Here is a 19,110-nt window from a genome sequence, read left to right on the forward strand (position 1 = left end):
AATTTGCTACAGGATATGAGCGATTGTAATTTTGTCTACAGAAATTTTCTTGACAGGCTCAAGGCCGCTGTAACAAATGCTACGCATGCAGTCCAAGACCGAGTCATCTCTGTTATCCCCGCTGGAAGTGCCCGCCGCACGTGTGTTGAACGCGCGTGGCGTGGCGCGCGCGGTTCTGGTGTGCGAACACGCAAGCCGGTTCATTCCTGCGGCTTTGGATGGGCTGGGGTTGGACGACGTGGCGGCCCGTTCACACGCGGCCTGGGATATCGGGGCACTGGAGGTTGCAGTTGAACTGGCCGGCGCCCTGGATGCGCCTCTCGTACACTCGCGGGTCAGTCGGCTGGTCTATGACTGCAATCGTCCGCCCGAACGGGAAGACTCGATGCCGCCGCGCAGCGAGGTGTTCGCGGTGCCAGGCAATCATGGTCTGACCGCGGAACAGCGCGCCCAGCGAGTTCGCGACATTTATAAACCGTTCCGGGGTCTCTTGTCGCAAACGCTGGACCGCCGCCCAGAACCGCCTGTTCTGATTACGATCCACAGTTTCACACCAATCTACAACGGCAAGACCCGGGCGGTCGAACTGGGGATTTTGCATGACTCTGATGACCGTGCGGCTCAGGTCATGCTGAACCATGCAGCGCATTGCGGGCTGAGAGTGGCGTTGAACGAACCCTATTCGCCAGAGGATGGTGTCACGCACACCCTGCGCGAGCACGGTATCGCGCGGGGCTTGCCCAACGTGATGATCGAGATCCGCAATGATCTGATCGACACGCCGACCGGGGTCAATCGGATCGTGGGGCTATTGACGCCAATACTGGCCGCCACGGTCGAAACCTTTTCCGACGCAGGGCAGAACACATGAGGACAGGGGTGCAGGTATGAGCTTCATGCGGGGATATATTGCGGTCATCGACCGCATGAACCGCTGGATCGGGCGGGTCGTCATGTACGGCATCTTCGTGATGATGGGCATCCTGCTGTGGTCGTCGATCTCGAAGACCTTTTTCCTTCCGTCGCTCTGGACGCTCGAAGTCGCGCAGTTTGCGATGGTCGCCTATTACATCCTGGGCGGGCCGTATTCGATCCAGATGGGCTCGAACGTGCGGATGGACCTTCTCTACAGCGAATGGTCGCACCGGCGCCGGGCCTGGACCGATGCCATCACCGTTCTGTTCCTGATCTTCTACCTCGGCGTGATGATCTATGGCGGGTTCGACTCGCTCAGCTATTCCTTGCAATATGGCGAGCGCAGCCCGACCGCGTGGCGCCCCTATCTGTGGCCGATCAAGGTGATCATGGTCGTGGGGCTGATCCTGATGCTGCTGCAGGCCATTTCCGAACTGTTCAAAGATATTCTGCGCCTCAAGGGCGATGACATCCCGCGCGAGGTGATCTGATGTCGTATGAGTTGATCGCCATCCTGATGTTCTCGACCATGATGCTGATGCTGCTGACCGGTCAGCGCGTGTTCGGTGCCATCGGTTTCGTGGCCGTGGTGGCGGCGCTGCTGCTATGGGGCGACCGCGGCGGCTATGACATCGGGTTTTCGGCCGCGATGAAGCTGATGAAATGGTACCCGCTGCTGACGCTGCCGATGTTCATCTTCATGGGATATGTTCTGGCCGAGTCCAAAATCGCTGACGACCTGTACAAGATGTTTCATGTCTGGATGGGTGGACTGAATGGCGGGCTGGCCATCGGAACGATCGGGCTGATGGTGTTGATTTCGGCGATGAACGGGCTGAGCGTGGCAGGCATGGCGATCGGGGCCACCATCGCGCTGCCCGAGCTTCTTAAACGCGGTTATGACAAGAAGATGGTGACCGGGGTGATCCAGGCCGGGTCATCTCTGGGCATTCTCGTGCCGCCGTCGGTGGTGCTGGTTCTTTATGCGATGATCGCGCGTCAACCGGTGGGTCAGCTGTGGCTGGCGGGCATCCTGCCGGGTTTGATGATGGCTGGGATGTTCATCCTGTACATCGTGATTCGCTGCCGGATAAACCCCGAGCTTGGCCCGGCTCTGTCGAAGGAAGAGCGCGACGTGCCGATGGCGGAAAAGTTGCGTCTGCTGCGCGCGGGACTGCTGCCGCTGGCGATTTTCGCGGCGATGATGGTGCCCTTCGTCAATGGCTGGACCTCGCTGGTCGAAAGCTCTGCCATCGGCGCGCTGACGGCTTTTGCCGCCGCCGTGCTGAAAGGGCGGATGACGCGCAAGGTGTTCGAGGTCTCGGTGCGCTCGACCCTGGGCATCACCTGCATGTTCATGTGGATCATCCTGGCCGCGCTGGCCTTTGGTGCGGTGTTCGATGGGCTGGGCGCCGTGCGCGCGATCGAGACCCTGTTCACCGAACGGCTGGGTCTGAACCCCTGGGTGATCCTGATCCTGATGCAGTTGAGCTTCATCCTGATGGGCACCTTCCTGGACGACACCGCGATGCTGGTGATCGTGGCGCCGCTCTATGTGCCGCTGGTGGGGGAACTGGGCTTTGACCTGATCTGGTACGGGGTGCTGTACACGATCACCACGCAGATCGCTTATATGACGCCGCCCTTCGGCTATAACCTGTTCCTGATGCGGGCGATGGCCCCGCCCGAGATTTCGCTGCGCGACATCTACGGCTCGATCCTGCCCTTCGTGATGGTGATGACGCTGGCGCTGGCCATCATCATGACCTTCCCGCAGATCGCGCTGTGGCTGCCCGACTACATCTACAACAAATGACCCCGGACATACCGGGGCACATGCGAGAGGTTGGTCTCTCGCCCATCGAAACCGACAACGGAGAGAGAAGATGACGAACAGACGCACATTCCTGAAAGGGGCCGCCGCGGCCCCGGCAGCCGCGCTGGCCACCCCGGCGCTTGCGCAATCCACGATCCGCTGGCGCATGCAGACCTATGCCGGCCCCGCGCTGGCCGAGCATGTGATCGACCCGGCCATCAAGATGTTCAACCAGATCGCCGGCGACCGGATGCAGATCGAGCTGTTCTATGCCGACCAGCTGGTGCCCACGGGCGAGCTGTTCCGCGCCATGCAGCGCGGCACGATCGACGCGGTGCAGTCGGATGACGACTCAATGGCCTCGCCCACCGAAGTAACCGTGTTCGGCGGCTATTTCCCGTTTGCGTCGCGCTATTCGCTGGATGTTCCCGTCCTGTTCAACCAGTACGGTCTGAACGAGATATGGGACGAAGAGTATTCCAAGGTGGGCGTCAAGCACATCTCGGCCGGTGCGTGGGATCCGTGCCATTTCGCCACCAAGGACCCGATCAACAGCCTGGCGGACCTTCAGGGCAAGCGGGTGTTCACCTTCCCGACGGCGGGCCGGTTCCTGTCGCAGTTCGGCGTGGTCCCGGTGACCTTGCCGTGGGAGGACATCGAGGTCGCCGTGCAGACCGGCGAGCTGGACGGCATCGCCTGGTCGGGCATCACTGAGGACTACACCGTCGGCTGGGCGGATGTGACCAACTACTTCCTGACCAACAACATCTCGGGCGCCTGGGCAGGGTCGTTCTTTGCCAACATGGACCGTTGGAACGAACTGCCCGAAGATCTGCAGACCCTGTTCCGCGTCTGCACCGACCAGTCGCACTACTACCGTCAGTGGTGGTATTGGGGCGGCGAGGCATCGCTGCGCGTGAATGGTGACAAGATGAAGCTGACCTCGATCCCGGATGAAGAATGGGCGCAGGTCGAAGCCGCCGCAGTGGCCTTCTGGGATGAGATTGCAGCCGAGTCCGAGACCAAGGCCAAGGTTGTCGAGATCATCAAGAAGTACAATGCCGACATGCAAAAGGCTGGCCGTCCCTACCGGTACGGCTAAGGTGAAACCGGCCTGCCCTCATACCGGGGGCAGGCCGATGCAAACGTCAGTCCGGCAGGTGGCGCCGGCGCAGAAATAGGTGGCTCATGCTCAACTTCGACACGCTCAAGACCCAGGTTGCCGAAGGCTCGGTCGATACGGTTCTGGTCTGCATGGTGGACATGCAGGGCCGCTTGATGGGCAAACGATTCCACGCGGGCCATTTCGTGGCCGGGGCTTGGGAAGAAACCCATTGCTGCAATTACCTGCTGGCCACCGATCTCGAGATGGCGACGCCGGATGGCTATGCCTCGACCAGCTGGGAGCGCGGCTATGGCGACTATGTCATGAAGCCCGACCTCAGCACCCTGCGCCCGGTGCCGTGGCTGGAGGGCACGGTGATGGTGATGTGCGACGTGCTGGATCACCACACGCATGAAGAGGTTCCACACGCGCCTCGGTCTATTTTAAAGAAGCAGGTCAACCGGCTGAAGGCCATGGGCTATGACGCGATGTGCGCCACCGAGCTGGAGTTTTTCCTGTTCGAGAAGAGCTTTGACCAGATACGCAAGGAAGGTTTCCGCGATCTGGAACCGATCTCGGGCTACAACGAGGATTACCACATCCTGCAGACCACCAAGGAAGAGCATGTGATGCGGCCGATCCGCAATCACCTGTGGGATGCGGGCATTCCGGTCGAAAACTCCAAGGGCGAGGCCGAGGCCGGGCAGGAAGAACTGAACATCAAATACGCCCCGGCCATGCAGACGGCCGAGTATCACTCGATCGCCAAAAACGCGGTCAAGGAGATCGCGTGGCAGCGCGGCCATGCGGCGACCTTCCTGCCGAAATGGCATCACGACCGGGTCGGGAGTTCGTCACATGTCCATCAGTCGCTGTGGGCGGACGGGCAACCGGCATTTTTTGACAAGGCCGATCCGCTGGGCATGTCTGACCTGATGAAAAACTACATGGCGGGCCTGCTGAAATACGCGCCCGATTACACCTGTTTCATGGCGCCCTACATCAACAGCTACAAGCGGTTCATGAAGGGCACCTTTGCGCCCACCCGGATCATCTGGTCGGTGGACAACCGCACCGCGGGGTTCCGGCTGTGTGGCGATGGCACCAAGGCGGTGCGCGTGGAATGCCGGATTCCGGGTTCGGACATGAACCCCTATCTGGCCATCGCGGGCATGCTGGCCGCCGGGATTGCGGGCATCGAGGAAGGGCTGGAGCTGCAGCCGCCGACCAAGGGCGACGTCTATCAGGGGGATACGGGCATGATTCCGGGTAACCTGCGCGCGGCGCGGAATGCATTGCATGGCTCGACCATGCTGCGGGCGGCCATGGGCGATGACGTGGTGGATCACTATGTACGTGCCGCCGAGGTAGAGATCGAAGAATTCGAGCGCGTGGTGACCGATTGGGAGATTGCCCGCGGGTTCGAGCGGGCGTAGAGGGCGGATGTGAGGGGCCAGCCCCTCACGCTCCCCGGGATATTTTTGGCCAGATGAAGCAGCGGGCCTGCTTTTCTTTAGGATGGAGTGACCAATGGGTCAGGTGTTGAAATGTATCTCGCCGATCGACGGATCGGTGTTTGCCGAGCGGGACACGCTGGATCGTGACGCGGCATTCGCCGCAGCGGGTCGGGCGCGGGCGGCGCAGGCGGATTGGGCAGCGCGGCCCCCGCAAGAGCGGATCGATCTGGTGATGGCCGGAGTTGCGGCCGTGGGTGCGATGAATGACGAGATCGTGCCGGAACTGGCGCGGATGATGGGCCGGCCGGTGCGCTATGGTGGCGAGTTCGGCGGTTTCAACGAACGCGCGACCTATATGGCGGGCATTGCGCGCGATGCGCTGGCTGATATCGCCGTGGGCGAGGACGAGACGTTCAAGCGCTACATCAAGCGCGTGCCGCATGGCGTGGTGTTCGTCGTGGCGCCCTGGAACTATCCGTACATGACGGCGATCAACACTGTGGCGCCGGCCTTGATCGCGGGCAATACGGTTGTGCTGAAACATGCCACGCAGACCTTGTTGGTGGGCGAGCGGATGGCGCGGGCCTTCCACTCGGCTGGCGTGCCCGAGGACGTGTTCCAGAACCTGTTCCTGAGCCATGACGTGACCAACGATCTGATTGCCGGCAAGGCGTTCGATTTCGTGAATTTCACCGGCTCGGTCGCCGGAGGGCAGGCGATGGAGCGGGCGGCGGCCGGTACCTTTACCCCCGTCAGCACCGAGTTGGGGGGCAAGGACCCGGGCTATGTCATGGAGGACGCCGATCTGGACGCGGCGGTCGACACGCTGATCGACGGGGCCATGTTCAACTCGGGCCAGTGCTGCTGCGGGATCGAGCGGATCTATGTGCACGAAAGCCTGTATGACGATTTCGTCGCCAAGGCGGTCGAGATCGTCAGGGGCTACAAGCTGGGCAACCCGCTGGATCTGGAGACGACGCTGGGGCCGATGGCCAACGTGCGTTTTGCCGACGAGGTGCGCGCCCAGATCGCCGAGGCCGTGGCCGCCGGTGCAGTGGCGCATATCGAGACCTTTGCCGGAGATGACGGCGGCGCCTATCTGACGCCGCAGATCCTGACCAACGTCACGCACGACATGCGCGTGATGCGCGACGAAAGCTTCGGCCCGGTCGTGGGGATCATGAAGGTGTCTTCGGATGACGAGGCCATTGCCTTGATGAACGACAGCGAATTTGGCCTGACCGCCTCGCTGTGGACGCGCGATGTGGCGCGGGCCGAACGCATCGGAGACCGGATCGAAACCGGAACCGTGTTCATGAACCGGGCCGACTATCTGGACCCGGGTCTGTGCTGGACCGGCTGCAAGAATACCGGTCGTGGCGGCGGCCTGTCGATCATCGGATATCACAACCTGACACGTCCCAAATCCTACCACCTGAAAAAGGTGACGGGCTGAGGACGATTTGCCTGCCCCGGACCGACCCCCTCGCCGGGGCAGGCCTTAGACACAAGGAAAGCTGACATGAGTCTTGTTGGAAACTGGTCCTATCCGACCACGATAAAATTCGGCGCGGGCCGCATCAAGGAACTGCCCGAGGCCTGCGCGGCGGCTGGGATCAAGCGCCCGCTGCTGGTGACCGACCGCGGCCTTGCCGATCTGCCGATCACCGCCGCGACGCTAGACATTCTTGAGGCCGCCGGGCTGGGCCGGGGCCTGTTCAGCGAGGTCGATCCGAACCCGAATGAAAAGAACCTCGAGGCCGGTGTGGCCGCCTACAAGGCGGGTGAACATGACGGTGTGATCGCGTTTGGCGGTGGTTCGGGGCTGGATCTGGGCAAGATGGTTGCCTTCATGGCCGGTCAGACTCGCCCGGTCTGGGATTTCGAGGACATTGGCGATTGGTGGACCCGCGCGGATGCCGATGCGATCGCGCCGATCATCGCGGTACCGACGACGGCTGGCACCGGCTCGGAAGTCGGCCGCGCCAGCGTCATCACCAACTCGGAAACCCATGCCAAGAAGATCATCTTCCACCCCAAGGTGCTGCCGACCGTGGTGATCTGCGACCCTGAACTGACCGTGGGCATGCCGAAATTCATCACCGCCGGGACCGGACTGGATGCGTTCGCGCATTGTGTCGAGGCCTATTCCAGCCCGCATTACCACCCGATGAGCCAGGGCATCGCGCTGGAAGGGATGCGGCTGGTCAAGGAGTACCTGCCGCGCGCCTATGCGGACGGCACCGACATCGACGCCCGCGCCCAGATGATGAGCGCGGCCGCCATGGGTGCAACGGCTTTCCAGAAGGGGCTGGGCGCGATCCACGCCATGAGCCACCCGATCGGCGCGGTGTTCAACACCCATCACGGCACCACCAACGCGGTCTGCATGCCTGCGGTTCTGGAGTTCAATGCGCCTGTAATTGCCGACCGGTTCGAAGCAGCCGCAGCCTATCTGGGCATTTCGGGCGGGTTCGACGGGTTCAGGGCCTTTGTGCAGGAATTCAACGACTCGCTGGGCATCCCGCGCAAGCTGTCCGATCTGGGCGTGACCGAGGATGCGATCCCGGAGCTGGTCAAGGGTGCGATCATCGACCCCTCGTGCGGTGGCAACCCCATCGAGTTGACCGAGGAAAACCTGACCGGATTGTTCAGGGCCGCTCTATAAGTGTTAGTCGGATCCGGGGAATTGATACGCTCCGGGTCCGGTCTCATTCCGCGGGTTGTGGTCCCGCTACCTGTTCACTTGCGAATTCTGCGGGAAATTGAGCGGCGAAAGCACGTTCTGGCTCATTGCGGATCTCGGACCAGGTCGGCGCCCGCTGGAAGCCAGGCGATCTGAGGGCCAGGGACAGCACGGATTTGTCCTCGACATAAATCAGCCCAAGCTTCTCAAGGCGGTCCATCGCAGAGTCAAAAGCGTCCACCCCGTACAAGTCGGATACCTGATCACCAAGAAGCGCCCTGCCGATGATCACTGGGCTCAGGTCAAGGATGGCCCGAGCCGCATCGTCCAATTGGTGAACAACGCGTTTGCCTGACGCTCGCCGGTCGATCACCGTGTTGCCCTCGACGTAGAGGGCTGACGTACCGGCCTCGCTTTGCCATGCAGAAAGAGCATCCAGCGTCGACGCCGCGCGCTGCGCTGGCGGGCTTGGACCGTTGTCGACGATGTCGAAATGGTAGGCGAAATTCCAGACTTCTTCGGGCGGCAGGTCGAATATGAAGGAATACGGCTTCGCTGGTTCGACCTCGACCCCAAATGCCTCGGGGTGTTCAAAATACGGGCTGAACCGGTCCGCTCGCACGGGTCCAATCGAGCCGGGTGGTTGCAGGTGATGCAGCAGCGGAATAAGCTTTGCCATCCGTTCGAAGGCCTCGGGGCTTTCACCGGGAAACCCGTAGAGGAAACACCACTCGACAAAAACTCCGGCCTCGGCACACAGCTTCAGCGTCTGGATGTTCTGAATTCCGCTGACCCCTTTCCTCATATGCGCAAGGGTCGGAGTATCGAAGGTCTCGATCCCCGGCTGGATCTTTCGAACGCCGGCGTCGGCCATACGGGCGATCACGGTCGGCGAAAGGTTTGATTTGACCTCGTAATGCATCAGGAATGGTCTCGTGTCCTGCGCAAGTTTCGGGATCAGGGTCTTGAGGTAGCGGTGATCCAGAATGTTGTCGACCACGACAAGATCCGGGCCATAGAGATCGGCAAGCGTGCAGAATTCGGCATAAGCCCGCTCGGCTGACTTGCTCCGGTAGGTCATCGATTGGCCGTTCAGCCCGCAGAAAGTGCAATGGTGTTTCGCTCCCCACCAGCAGCCGCGCGATGTTTCAATCGTCGCCGATGGCACAAGGCGCGCTGATAGCCCCGTAGTGCTTTGAAATTGTTCAAAGAAGGCGTTGAAGTCCGGGATAGGCAGCGTGTCCAGATCCGTGGTCAGGCGCGGTCGAGACTCCTCCAGCGGGTTATCCAATTGGCTCCGGTTCAGAAACCCCTCGACCACAGGCAAGGGTCTGCTGGGTCCCAAGGCTTTCAGAAACTCGGGAAAGGCATGGTCGCCTTCGCCAATGCAGACCGCGTCCAATTCAGGATGCGCCTTCAAAAGCGCGCGCCCGAGCGGCCCCTCGCAGTTTGCTCCGCCCATGACGATGATCACGTCGGTTGACCGTTTCCGCACAGCCCGGGCCAGTGCGATCGAGGCCATGACCTGTTGGAACGAAGACGTAATCCCGATCACGGTCGGGTTCTGTTCCATCACCGCATCGGCGCAACGTTCGACGAATGCTCCGGCCTGCTTTCGGGCGGCAATGGCGTTTTGCATGAACGCCAGCCACTCGACTCCGGACACATAGTCACCAAGCACCGTGGTCAGGTAGTCCATCGCGTCCAGATCGCTGCGCGGATAGATCAGATCGCTGAATATCCATTCACCCAGCAGCGCCTGATAGCAGCGGCCATCAGACAGCATGAAATACTCATCGAGGCCGATCGCCTCGGCATAGTCGAAGCTGAAGTACTTCTCGGTCGTCGCAAAGCCGTTGTCCCGCGCCAGCTGCGCGAGAAGAGACATCCCAAGCCCGGGATGTTGCAGAGAAGAAAACGGCATGGACACCAGACACAGCTGATGCAGGGCTGTGCCTTGGTCGTGACTGGAGACGGCCGCGCTTTCGCTCATGCGAAGTTACGCGCAGCGGGGCCGGATCACACCGTCGGACGTATCTTCGTAGGCATTCTTGATGTCTTGCATCGCCGACTTCAGGTCGGATTCACCGGAAAAGACGTTCCCAATCGCGGCCAACAGCTTGCGCGCCTCGCCATCCTGATCGAGCGAGATTCCCAAGCGGTTTACTACGCCTTCGGGATTGTCGATGAATTCTTTTCGAAAGGCCTCGTCAAGGATGCCGCGGCCAATGATCTGCTGAACATCTTCCAGGGTCAAACCCCGAGTATGGTGGTCACTCATAATTGTTCCTTTCGCAATACAAGGCCAATTGTTAATAGTTTTTTTACTCAATATCAATGCCGTGGATGGTCCGCGCCACCCTTGCGTGGTGTCTGGAAAAAGGTCGGGATCAGCGACATACTGAACTCGGGCAGTCGGGGGGCGCTTGAACATGAGGAAACAGGTCCAGATCGAACCGACCGAGCGCAGAATGTGCACGGTTCTGTTCGCCGACATTGTTCGTTCGACCATGATGATCGGCAGTTTGGATCCCGAAGACGCCGTCAGCCATCTGGGCCCTGCCATCGAACTGATCATGTCGATCTGCGAAAAGTTTGGCGCAACCACGTTGTTCACCGGCGATGGCGCGCTCGCGGTTTTTGGATCACCGAACGCGGACGAGGATCACGCGGTCAAGGCAATAGCCAGCGCCCAGCGGATCATCGACCGCATCGGCAAGCTGGACGATCGGCAGTTGGATGTGCGGGTTGGCGTTCATTCCGGCGAACTACTGGTGGGCCAGTTGCAACACACCCTCGGGGAAGAGCAGGCCTTTCTAGGACCGGTCATGAACATCGCCAGCAAGATCGAGGCCGCCGCCAGAAAGAACGTGGTCACGGTTTCCGGTCAGGTTTTGGAGAATGCCGGTGATCTGTTCGACCATACACATGTGGGCGATCTCGAGCTGGACGGGGGGGGCGAGTCCGATCAAGCTGTTCGAAATCACCGGCCGCAAAGAACAGGTGTCGCGCTGGATGGCGCGGGCGCGTCGCGAACGGTCGCCATTTGTCGGGCGCGAAAGGGAACTGGCCGAGCTTGTTGCGGCGTGGAACCAGGCGCGTGACGGCAAGGGCAATTCGGTTCTGTTGCTGGGGGCGGCTGGCGTCGGCAAATCCAGGCTGCTGCATGAGCTGGTCGAGAACTGGCCCCTGGGCGCGCACCAGGTTCTGGAGTTCAACTGCTTTTCGCTGGATCAGGAAGCTGCGTATCTGCCGATCACCCGCGTGATCAATGCCCGTTTGGGACTGTCGGACACCAAATCCGATGCCGAACTGGACCAAAAGCTGTCCGAGGTTCTGGGCGGGACCAAGTTCCTGGATGCGCATACCCGATCGGCCCTGTATTCACTGTTCAGCCGTTTCCAAACGGAACCGGCGCTTTCGGCTGTAGATCCGTCTCGCCGACGGAGGCAATTGAACCAGATGCTGTCGCGGCTGGTTCTGTCGATGAAGCAGGACAAGCCCCTGCTTCTGTTGTTCGAGGATTTGCATTGGGCCGACCAGGGGACTCTGGACGTCATCGACAACCTGCTGGGGCAGGTGCGGGGAACGAATGTTCTGATCCTCCTGACATCGCGCAACGCGAACCTGTTCACGAACGACCCGATGGGCTTGCTCAAGGTCGTTCCGGTCGCCCCGCTGGGCGAGGCGGCCTGCAAGGACCTGATCACGCGCTTGCTGGGCCAGAGCGACATCGATGGTCAGTTGGGCTCATACATCGAAGCCATGAGCGGCCGCACACCGCTTTTCGTTGAAGAATTTGCCCACCACATGCGGGACCGCATGTCGCAAGCCGGGTTCAAGGACGGAGCGATGGACAGCCTGGGCGACATCGAGATCCCCGCCCGGGTTCAACCGTTGATCGCCTCCCGGATTGATGCCCTGCAAAGCGAGGACCGCAAAGCTCTGCAGCTGGTTGCCGTCGGCGGGTTGCAGTGGACGTGGGGCGTTCTCGCCGACACGCTTCAACGGCTGGGCTTCGACGCCAAAGCCCAGATTTCGACCTTGGTGGAACGCGGTTTTCTTGAACTGCCGGAATCTCAGGACGGCCAGCAGCTGCGGTTCAGTCATGCGTTGGTGCAGAAGGTTGGGTATCGCAGTATTCCACGCCAGCGCCGCGCAAGGCTGCACCGTGCGATCTATGAAACTCTGCTGAGCCGCGGCACATCCGACGATCTGGACGTGGCACAGTCCATCGCCCGTCACGCGGACAAAGGCGAGTTTTGGCTGGAGGCTGCCGAGGCTTATACGCGGTGCGGCGAGATGTCGATCAAGCTGTTTTCATTCGAGGCCGCCGTCTCATATTTCGAAAACGCCCTGCGGTGCATCGACCAAGTTCAAAAGCGGACCGGTAACCAGGTGGCTGTTGACCTCGGGCTACGCGCCCGACGCGGTCTGCGCGTTTCGCTGGTCGCCAGCGGCAACTTCAACCGCATCCTGACCATCTCACGCGAGGCGGAAGCCTTGTCCGACGCGTTGGGGGACACATCCGCGCGCGTTGCGTTTCAGGTCGACCAGGCGATCATGCTGACGATCTTGGCGGATGTGCGGCAAGCAATGGAGGTGTCTGAGCGCGCGCTGCGAACCGCAACCGACGCCGAAGATCCGCGCCTGCAGGCAAACGCGGCCTTTGCACTGGCCCAGGCTGCGTGGTTTCACGGCAACTTCGCGGCAGCACGGTCGGCGATCGATCAACATGCGGATCTGTTCCAGACGGTGTTCCGTGTGGCCGAAGCGGGCACCACCGGGTCGATTTCGGTGCTCGGGCTTGCAACCCGTGCCAACGCCAACAGCATGATGCATCGGTTTGACGAAGCGGATGCAGGTATCCGCGAGGTGCTGTCGATCGCCGAAGAAACCGGCAAGGCCTATGACCTGAGTTTTGCGCTGATCGCGCGGGGGATCTGGTGCTGGCAGCGAAATGAACCGGCTGACGCCGCCATTGCGTTGCGCCGCGCCTTGCGCGTGTCGGACGATGCTGGAATCGATGTTTTGTGCTGTTTCGCAGCGGCTCCCCTGGCTCGGGTGCAGTCGGTGTTGGGTGAACTTCCGGATGCCCGGCTGGTCCTGAACCGAGGTCTTGAACTGGCGCGTGACATGGAGATGGAAGCCTTCGTCGCCTGGCTGCTGTCGGCCGAAGTGCAGGTTCTGGTGCAGGAAGGCAGAACGAAAGAGGCCAAGGAACTGCAATCCGATTTGAACGACCTGTGTGACCGCAACGGGTATTTTCAGCACGAGCAATCCAAGGCATTGAGGGCGTTTAAGATCTGAACACCCCAAAAAGCCTCGGCTGAAACGACTGCGCATTCTGGCGCTAAGACTTCAGCGATGCAGGTTCAGCATCAGCCGGCCAAATCCGGACCGCGGCGTGGTGATCCCGGCCATTTGCATTGCTTGGAATGCCATCGCCTGATTTGAAGTGACAACGGGCTTGCCGACAGCTTTCTCAAGCCGGGCGATTATTTCCACGCTGCGCATGTCCGTACAGGACAAAACCAACACCTCGGCCTCGGGGCGGTCTGCGGCCAAACCCAGGTCAAACACCGCCTGCGGGGTCAGGGTGCCTTGGCCGTAATTGTCCAGCTGGCCTGTCACTTCGGACCGCGACACGGTTGAAATGCCAGTCTCGGCCAGGAACCGGATTGCCAAGTCATTGATGTCTGCGACATAGGGAGAGGCAAAGCCGATGCGTGTCGCCCCCAGCGTACGCAGCGCATGCACCAAGGCGCCCGCGGCCGTAACGGTCTGCGCCCCGCTGCTGGTCCTGATACGGTCGGCAAGTTCGCGATCGAAGGCCGGGCCATGGGTCAGCGTTGCCGAGGTACACCCATAAAGAATGACATCCGGCCGGACACCATGCAAAAGCCTGAGCGGCTCATCCAGATCGGCGGCGCCAAGACCGTGCATTTGGGCAGCATCGGGTATTTCTTCCTGATCATAGCCACCCATTCGGGCAAAGTGCAGTGAAACGCCCTCGGGCCGCAGCATCGTCATGTCGGGTTCGAGATTGGTGTTCGTGAACGGCACGAGAACGCCGAAACGGGACCGGCCTCTGGATGGGTGGAAATTTGGCTGTGTCATGGCTGAAACTCCTCGGCCCAATGTTCCAGAACCGCGGCCATAAGTTCGAGGTCGGCAGTCTGACCGATGGTGGCACGTAGGCAATTGGCCAGTCCCGCGCCGGATTGCGGTCTCAGGAATATGCCTTTTTCCCTTAGGGCTTTGTCGGCTCTGGTCGCGGTGGATTGGTCCGCAAAGCGGATCAGAAGAAAGTTGGTATGACTTTTGGGAACGTCGAACCCGGCGGACCGAAGGCGATTGGCGAACCGGTCGCGCAGCTCGGCAGTGAGGGCACATGTCTCGCGCATGTAGCTCTGATCGTTCAGAGCGGCCAAGGCAGCCGCCTGTCCGCACACCGACACGTTGTTTGGGCTCATCACCTTGCGTATCTGGACGGCGATCTGCGGCGGGAACAGGCCCCAGCCCACGCGAAACCCGGCCAGCCCGTAGGCCTTGGACAGAGTTCGAAGAACGACCGTGTCCGCCCGCGCGACAAGGTCGAACATCGGCTCGTTCAGATCATCGGCGAACTCGCCATAGGCCTCGTCGATCACAAGCAGGGTGTTGTCCCGCAACCCTTCCCGAAGCCGCAGCAGATCGCGGCGGGAGATACGGGTGCCTGTCGGGTTGCCGGGATTGGCCACAAACACCAACCTGGTATCCGGTTGCACGGCCGCCAGAAGCGCGTCGACGGATACGCATCCGTCCACCTCGGCGGCAGTGTCGAAACGGGCGCGAGCCAACTGAGCCACGGTACGAAAAAACGGGTATGCGTTCGCAGGGGCAAGAACGGCGGCGTCCGGTCCGGCAAAGGCCAGCGCCAGACCCGCAATCAGCTCCATCGACCCGTTCCCGCACAACAGACCTTGCTCGGGCAGGCCATGAAGCTCCGCCAGTCGCGCACGCAGTGCCGTCCAGTCCGGATCCGGGTAGAGGTGCCCGTTCGCGGCCGCCTCTGCGACGGCCTGTCCGACCAAGGGACTTGGCGGGCGCAGGCTTTCGTTCTGCGACAGCGAAACAAGGCGCTGTCCTGCCGGCGGATCCAGCTGAGCCAACGCATAAGGTGACATGGCAGCGACATGGGAAACGGGACGGATCATGGCTTTACCCCATAGACATGCTGCGCGGCCCGGGCGCTCACAAGCTCGTCCCGCACATCCTGTCGAACAGCCAAGGGTGACCTTTCATCGGGTGGCCCAAATCCGCCGCCGCCCGGAGTTTGGAAGATCAGCGTTTCGCCGCCGCCAATTCGCACCTCGCCCTTGCCCGGCAAGTCCGGGCCGTCGGGGCCGAGACGGATGCGACCGGGCGCGCCCGCCAGTCCGCCGTGCCGTCCCTTGGCTGGGTTTGCGATGCGTTCGACCGAAAGGAACAGCATGAAATCCTCGCCGGTGGAGGAGCGTATTTCGATGTCCTGCCCCAATCCGCCGCGGAGGCGACCGGGGCCACCGCTGTCCTGGCGCAATTCGCGACGCGTGATCAGGACAGGCGCGACGGCCTCAGTTGTCTCGACCTGGCTGCCCCAAACACCTGAGGGGAAGGCCGTCGCCGACAGGCCATCTAGGCTTGGCCTTGCGCCGGTTCCGCCGCTGAACACCAGTTCCAGTGCAAACTGCGTGCCGCCACGCGAAACCGCCTCGGGAGCGTGGCGCAGGGGCAGATCATACATGCACGAGGCGCCTTCGGCCGGTACAAGGTCCGGCAGGGCCTGCGACAGGCAGCCATAGACCAGATCCGGGGTCATCTGTCCCAACGTATGGCGCATGGCCACCGGAGCGGGGGGCTGCGCATTCAGAATGCAATCTGCCGGTCCGGTCACGTGGAATGGCGCCAAAGAGCCTGCGTTGTTGGGGATGTCTGGGCCGATGATGCAGCGCAGGGCAAATACCGTGTAAGCCGTTGCATAGTTGAGCGGCACGTTGATGCCTTTGCGCGACAGGCCCGATGTGCCCGAAAAGTCGACCAGAACCCGGTCGTCCGTGATGGTCAGGGCTGCGTGCAAATCGATCTCGCACTCGTACCCATCGACGGTCAGCACATTGCGCCACGTGCCCTTCGGCAGCGCCGAAATGGCCTCGATCGTGCCGCGGCGCGAGGTTTCGATGATGTAATCGGCCAGACTGTCCAGAGTATCGATGCCAAATTCGACCATCATGTCGGCAAGACGCACTGCGCCCGTTTCGCAGCATGCGATCAATGCGTAGATGTCGCCCTCATTGGCGATGGGCTCGCGCGAGTTGGCTTTGACGATATCCATCAGCAGCGCGTTCAACTGACCCTGGTCGACCAGTTTGCACGGCGGGATTCGAAGCCCCTCATCAAAGATATCCGAGCCTTCGGGACCCATGCCGAAACCGCCGAGGTCGACCAGATGCGAGGTGCAGGCCGTAAACCCAACCACATTGCTACGATGAAAGACCGGCATCATCAGCAGGAAATCGTTCAAATGGCCGGATGCGATCCAAGGATCGTTGGTCAGAAAGATGTCGCCCGGTTTCATTTCGGAGCGGGAGTATCGCCCGCACAGGGTCTTAACCGCTTCGGCCATCGTGTTGATGTGGCCCGGCGTTCCGGTAACGGCTTGGGCCAGCATACGGCCGCGTACATCAAAAATGCCGGCGGATATGTCGCCGCATTCACGAACGATCGGAGAAAAGGCGGCGCGGATCAGCGCCTGGCCCTGTTCTTCGACCACCGCTAGCAGCCGGTTCCACATGACCTGCAGACGGGTATCCGTCGTGTTCATTCGACGTCCTCCTATATCCGGTTGAGCCAGAGATTGCCGCCGCCATCGACGCTGGCCTGAAAATCCGCGCTGACGAATGTGGTGGTTTGAGGCTCGGTAATCAGCGCCGGTCCGCGCAAGCTATCGCCGGGTTCAAGCTCGGATCGATCGTAGATACCGGCGTCGCACCAATGCCCGCTGACATCACACAGAATGCGTCGATGGCCGCACAGGCGCACCGTGCGCTTTTGGGCTACGTCAGGAACCCGGCTGAGGGCAGGGGCGGGCGACGAGATCTCGACAGACCAGTTGAGAATCTCGATCGCCATTCCCGGTACCGCGCGGCGGAACAACCGGCTGTACTCGGATTCGAAATCCCGGCGCAGGATTTCGATGTCTGCCGGACCAAGTGCCCGATCCGGAAGAGCGATCTCGATCTCATGACCTTGGCCGTGGTACCGCATGAAAGCCTGTTTTCGGATCGACAACTCGGCTTCAGGTGCACCGGCACGGACCACGGTCAGCGCCTCGGCTGTCATTTCGTCAAAAAAGGTGTTGAGACCGTCGAGATCCGGCTGGTCCAGCGTGGCATAGCGCGACCGGACGATTTCGAAGGCGACCGGCGCATACAGAAATCCGACCGCTGACCCTACGCCCGGGTCCTTCGGGATCACGATTTGGTCGACCTGACATCGCCGGGCCACTCGCGTTGCGTGCAATGGCCCATTGCCGCCAAAGGCGATCATCACTCGGGTTGCCAACTCTTTTCCGGACTCGACCGCGTGCATCCGACCTGCGGCGGCCATGCTTTCGTCGACGATTTCGCTGAGACCACGTGCGGCCAGGTCCGGCGCCAAATCCAGTGCGCTCCCGATTTCCAGGGTGATTGCCTGTTCGGCGGCTGCCGTGTCAATCGTCAGGCGGCCTTCGGCAAACCGGCCGGGTTCGATCAGGCCCTGCACCACATCGGCGTCTGTCACGGTCGCCGCCCTGCCGCCATTGCCGAAGGCGGCAGGGCCTGGCTGTGCGCCGGCACTTTCGGGGCCAACCTGCAGGCGACCCAGCCGATCGACCCTGGCAATCGAGCCGCCGCCTGCGCCGATTTCGATCATCTCGATCACGGGGATGCGCACCGGCATGCCTGAGCCTTTGATGAAGCGCGCGGCCCTTGCGATTTCGAACCTGCGCGCGGTCTGCGGGCGGAAAGCATCAATCAGGCACAGCTTGGCCGTCGTCCCCCCCATGTCAAAGCTGGTTACGGCGCGCACACCGGTTTCAGCCGCGATCCGTGCGGCAAGGATGGCCCCGCCGGCCGGGCCGGATTCGACCAACCGGATTGGCAGGCGGGCGGCCGTTTCCAGGGTTGTCATGCCACCGCCGGCCGTCATCATGAGAATGGGACAGGTCAACCCCTCTGCGGCGAAGCGGGATTGGAACTCGGCCAGATACCCGGCCATCTGGGGCTGGATATAGGCGTTGGCGATGGTGGTGCACAGGCGGTCAAACTCGCGCGCCTCGGGGCTGACTTCGTGCGAGAGCGAGATGGCCAGGTCGGGGAGCGCCCTGAGCAACTGGTCTCGCAGAGCCAGCTCGTGCTTTGGGTTGGCATAGGAATGCATCAGGCATACCGCCACGGCCTGGGCGTCGCTATCCTCAATCCGGCGCACCAGATCGCTCATTCCGGTGACATCCAGCGGTGTCAGCTCGTCACCACGTGCATCCATTCGCCCGCCGATCGTGAAGGCACGAGCGCGTGGGACCAGCAGGTCGGGCTTGACCAGATTGATGTCATACTGGCTGTAACGACGTTCATACCCAATCTCGAGTATGTCCCGAAACCCGTCGGTGGTTATTGTAGCAACCGGGGCACCGCGCCGCTCGATCAGGGCATTGGTGGCCAGAGTGGTGCCGTGAATGAACCCGGAAACCTGCGAGAAACCGGCATTGGCGTCATCCAGAACGCGCTTTGCACCAGTCAATGCACCGACGGTTGGGATGTCCGGTGTCGTCGGAGTTTTCGTCGTTGCGAGGATATTGGATTGCCCGTCCATCAGAACGGTATCGGTAAACGTGCCGCCAATATCGACGGCCAGCCGAAGCCCAGCGTGATTGTGCATAAAACGAAGCCATGGGCAGAAGTTTCAGATCGTACCGGGCTGTTGGTTCAGCATCCGGAGACTGCGAAAAAACCCGTCCCTCGTCAGACGACGAGGTCGCAACCGGTTGCCCGGCGGCCTTGGGTATCTTTGGTGCAGTCAATCACGGCTGGGTCACTCTGATTGTCGATCCGATGGAAAAATGCTGCCC

General features: G+C 61.4%; 15 protein-coding genes. 9 read left to right on the forward strand and 6 right to left on the reverse strand.

The window, feature by feature from the left end; all coding sequences use genetic code 11:
- The first annotated feature begins 85 nt into the window (after positions 1 to 85).
- The 7 genes from ACR0BA_RS08960 to ACR0BA_RS08990 all read left to right on the forward strand — a co-directional run bounded on the left by ACR0BA_RS08960 (position 86) and on the right by ACR0BA_RS08990 (position 7,961).
- On the forward strand, positions 86 to 871 hold the full coding sequence (locus ACR0BA_RS08960) for an N-formylglutamate amidohydrolase (protein ID WP_170525855.1): 786 nt from the start codon (positions 86 to 88) through the stop codon (positions 869 to 871).
- Positions 872 to 887: 16 nt separating this feature from the next.
- Positions 888 to 1,406 carry a TRAP transporter small permease subunit gene (locus tag ACR0BA_RS08965; protein WP_170365895.1) on the forward strand — a complete coding sequence of 173 codons (519 nt, stop codon included), beginning with the start codon at positions 888 to 890 and terminating at the stop codon, positions 1,404 to 1,406.
- A complete protein-coding gene (locus ACR0BA_RS08970; RefSeq protein ID WP_170369364.1) occupies positions 1,406 to 2,731 on the forward strand; it encodes a TRAP transporter large permease in 1,326 nt (441 codons plus the stop codon). The genes ACR0BA_RS08965 and ACR0BA_RS08970 overlap by 1 nt, the downstream gene beginning before the upstream one ends.
- A 70-nt stretch (positions 2,732 to 2,801) precedes the next feature.
- Positions 2,802 to 3,833, forward strand: a complete 1,032-nt coding sequence (locus tag ACR0BA_RS08975) for a TRAP transporter substrate-binding protein (RefSeq protein WP_093963096.1) — start codon at positions 2,802 to 2,804, stop codon at positions 3,831 to 3,833.
- 86 nt (positions 3,834 to 3,919) lie between these two features.
- On the forward strand, positions 3,920 to 5,272 hold the full coding sequence (locus ACR0BA_RS08980) for a glutamine synthetase family protein (RefSeq protein ID WP_480727511.1): 1,353 nt from the start codon (positions 3,920 to 3,922) through the stop codon (positions 5,270 to 5,272).
- A 94-nt stretch (positions 5,273 to 5,366) separates the two neighbouring features.
- Positions 5,367 to 6,749, forward strand: coding sequence for an aldehyde dehydrogenase family protein (locus ACR0BA_RS08985; protein ID WP_480727513.1), 1,383 nt, complete (start codon positions 5,367 to 5,369; stop codon positions 6,747 to 6,749).
- 66 nt (positions 6,750 to 6,815) lie between these two features.
- Positions 6,816 to 7,961 (forward strand): iron-containing alcohol dehydrogenase, encoded by a 1,146-nt coding sequence (locus tag ACR0BA_RS08990; protein WP_480727514.1) that lies wholly within the window; start codon positions 6,816 to 6,818, stop codon positions 7,959 to 7,961.
- Between the two features lie 43 nt (positions 7,962 to 8,004).
- On the opposite strand, the gene ACR0BA_RS08995 is transcribed toward ACR0BA_RS08990, so the two are convergent.
- Positions 8,005 to 9,972: a RiPP maturation radical SAM C-methyltransferase gene (locus ACR0BA_RS08995; protein WP_480727515.1), complete on the reverse strand. Its 1,968-nt coding sequence runs from the start codon at positions 9,970 to 9,972 to the stop codon at positions 8,005 to 8,007.
- 6 nt (positions 9,973 to 9,978) lie between these two features.
- Positions 9,979 to 10,260: an Os1348 family NHLP clan protein gene (locus tag ACR0BA_RS09000; RefSeq protein ID WP_170341400.1), complete on the reverse strand. Its 282-nt coding sequence runs from the start codon at positions 10,258 to 10,260 to the stop codon at positions 9,979 to 9,981.
- Positions 10,261 to 10,411: 151 nt separating this feature from the next.
- On the opposite strand from ACR0BA_RS09000, the gene ACR0BA_RS09005 reads away from it, so the two are divergent.
- Entirely contained in the window at positions 10,412 to 11,083 is a 672-nt protein-coding gene (locus ACR0BA_RS09005) for an adenylate/guanylate cyclase domain-containing protein (RefSeq protein WP_480727516.1), read from the forward strand.
- A complete protein-coding gene (locus tag ACR0BA_RS09010) occupies positions 10,995 to 13,289 on the forward strand; it encodes an ATP-binding protein (protein ID WP_480727518.1) in 2,295 nt (764 codons plus the stop codon). The genes ACR0BA_RS09005 and ACR0BA_RS09010 overlap by 89 nt, the downstream gene beginning before the upstream one ends.
- 51 nt (positions 13,290 to 13,340) lie before the next feature.
- On the opposite strand, the gene ACR0BA_RS09015 is transcribed toward ACR0BA_RS09010, so the two are convergent.
- Genes ACR0BA_RS09015 through ACR0BA_RS09030 form a run of 4 tightly spaced genes read right to left on the reverse strand, consistent with a single transcriptional unit; the run spans position 13,341 to position 18,920 of the window.
- Entirely contained in the window at positions 13,341 to 14,099 is a 759-nt protein-coding gene (locus ACR0BA_RS09015) for a maleate cis-trans isomerase family protein (RefSeq protein WP_480727519.1), read from the reverse strand.
- Positions 14,096 to 15,178, reverse strand: coding sequence for a pyridoxal phosphate-dependent aminotransferase (locus tag ACR0BA_RS09020; protein WP_480727521.1), 1,083 nt, complete (start codon positions 15,176 to 15,178; stop codon positions 14,096 to 14,098). Before ACR0BA_RS09020 ends, ACR0BA_RS09015 begins: the two co-directional genes overlap by 4 nt.
- Complete coding sequence (locus tag ACR0BA_RS09025; RefSeq protein WP_480727523.1) at positions 15,175 to 16,824, reverse strand: hydantoinase B/oxoprolinase family protein; 1,650 nt, start codon at positions 16,822 to 16,824, stop codon at positions 15,175 to 15,177. The genes ACR0BA_RS09020 and ACR0BA_RS09025 overlap by 4 nt, the downstream gene beginning before the upstream one ends.
- An 11-nt stretch (positions 16,825 to 16,835) precedes the next feature.
- Positions 16,836 to 18,920, reverse strand: a complete 2,085-nt coding sequence (locus ACR0BA_RS09030) for a hydantoinase/oxoprolinase family protein (protein ID WP_480727525.1) — start codon at positions 18,918 to 18,920, stop codon at positions 16,836 to 16,838.
- Between the last annotated feature and the right edge of the window lie 190 nt (positions 18,921 to 19,110).

The organism is Ruegeria sp. CI5 (assembly GCF_056536885.1).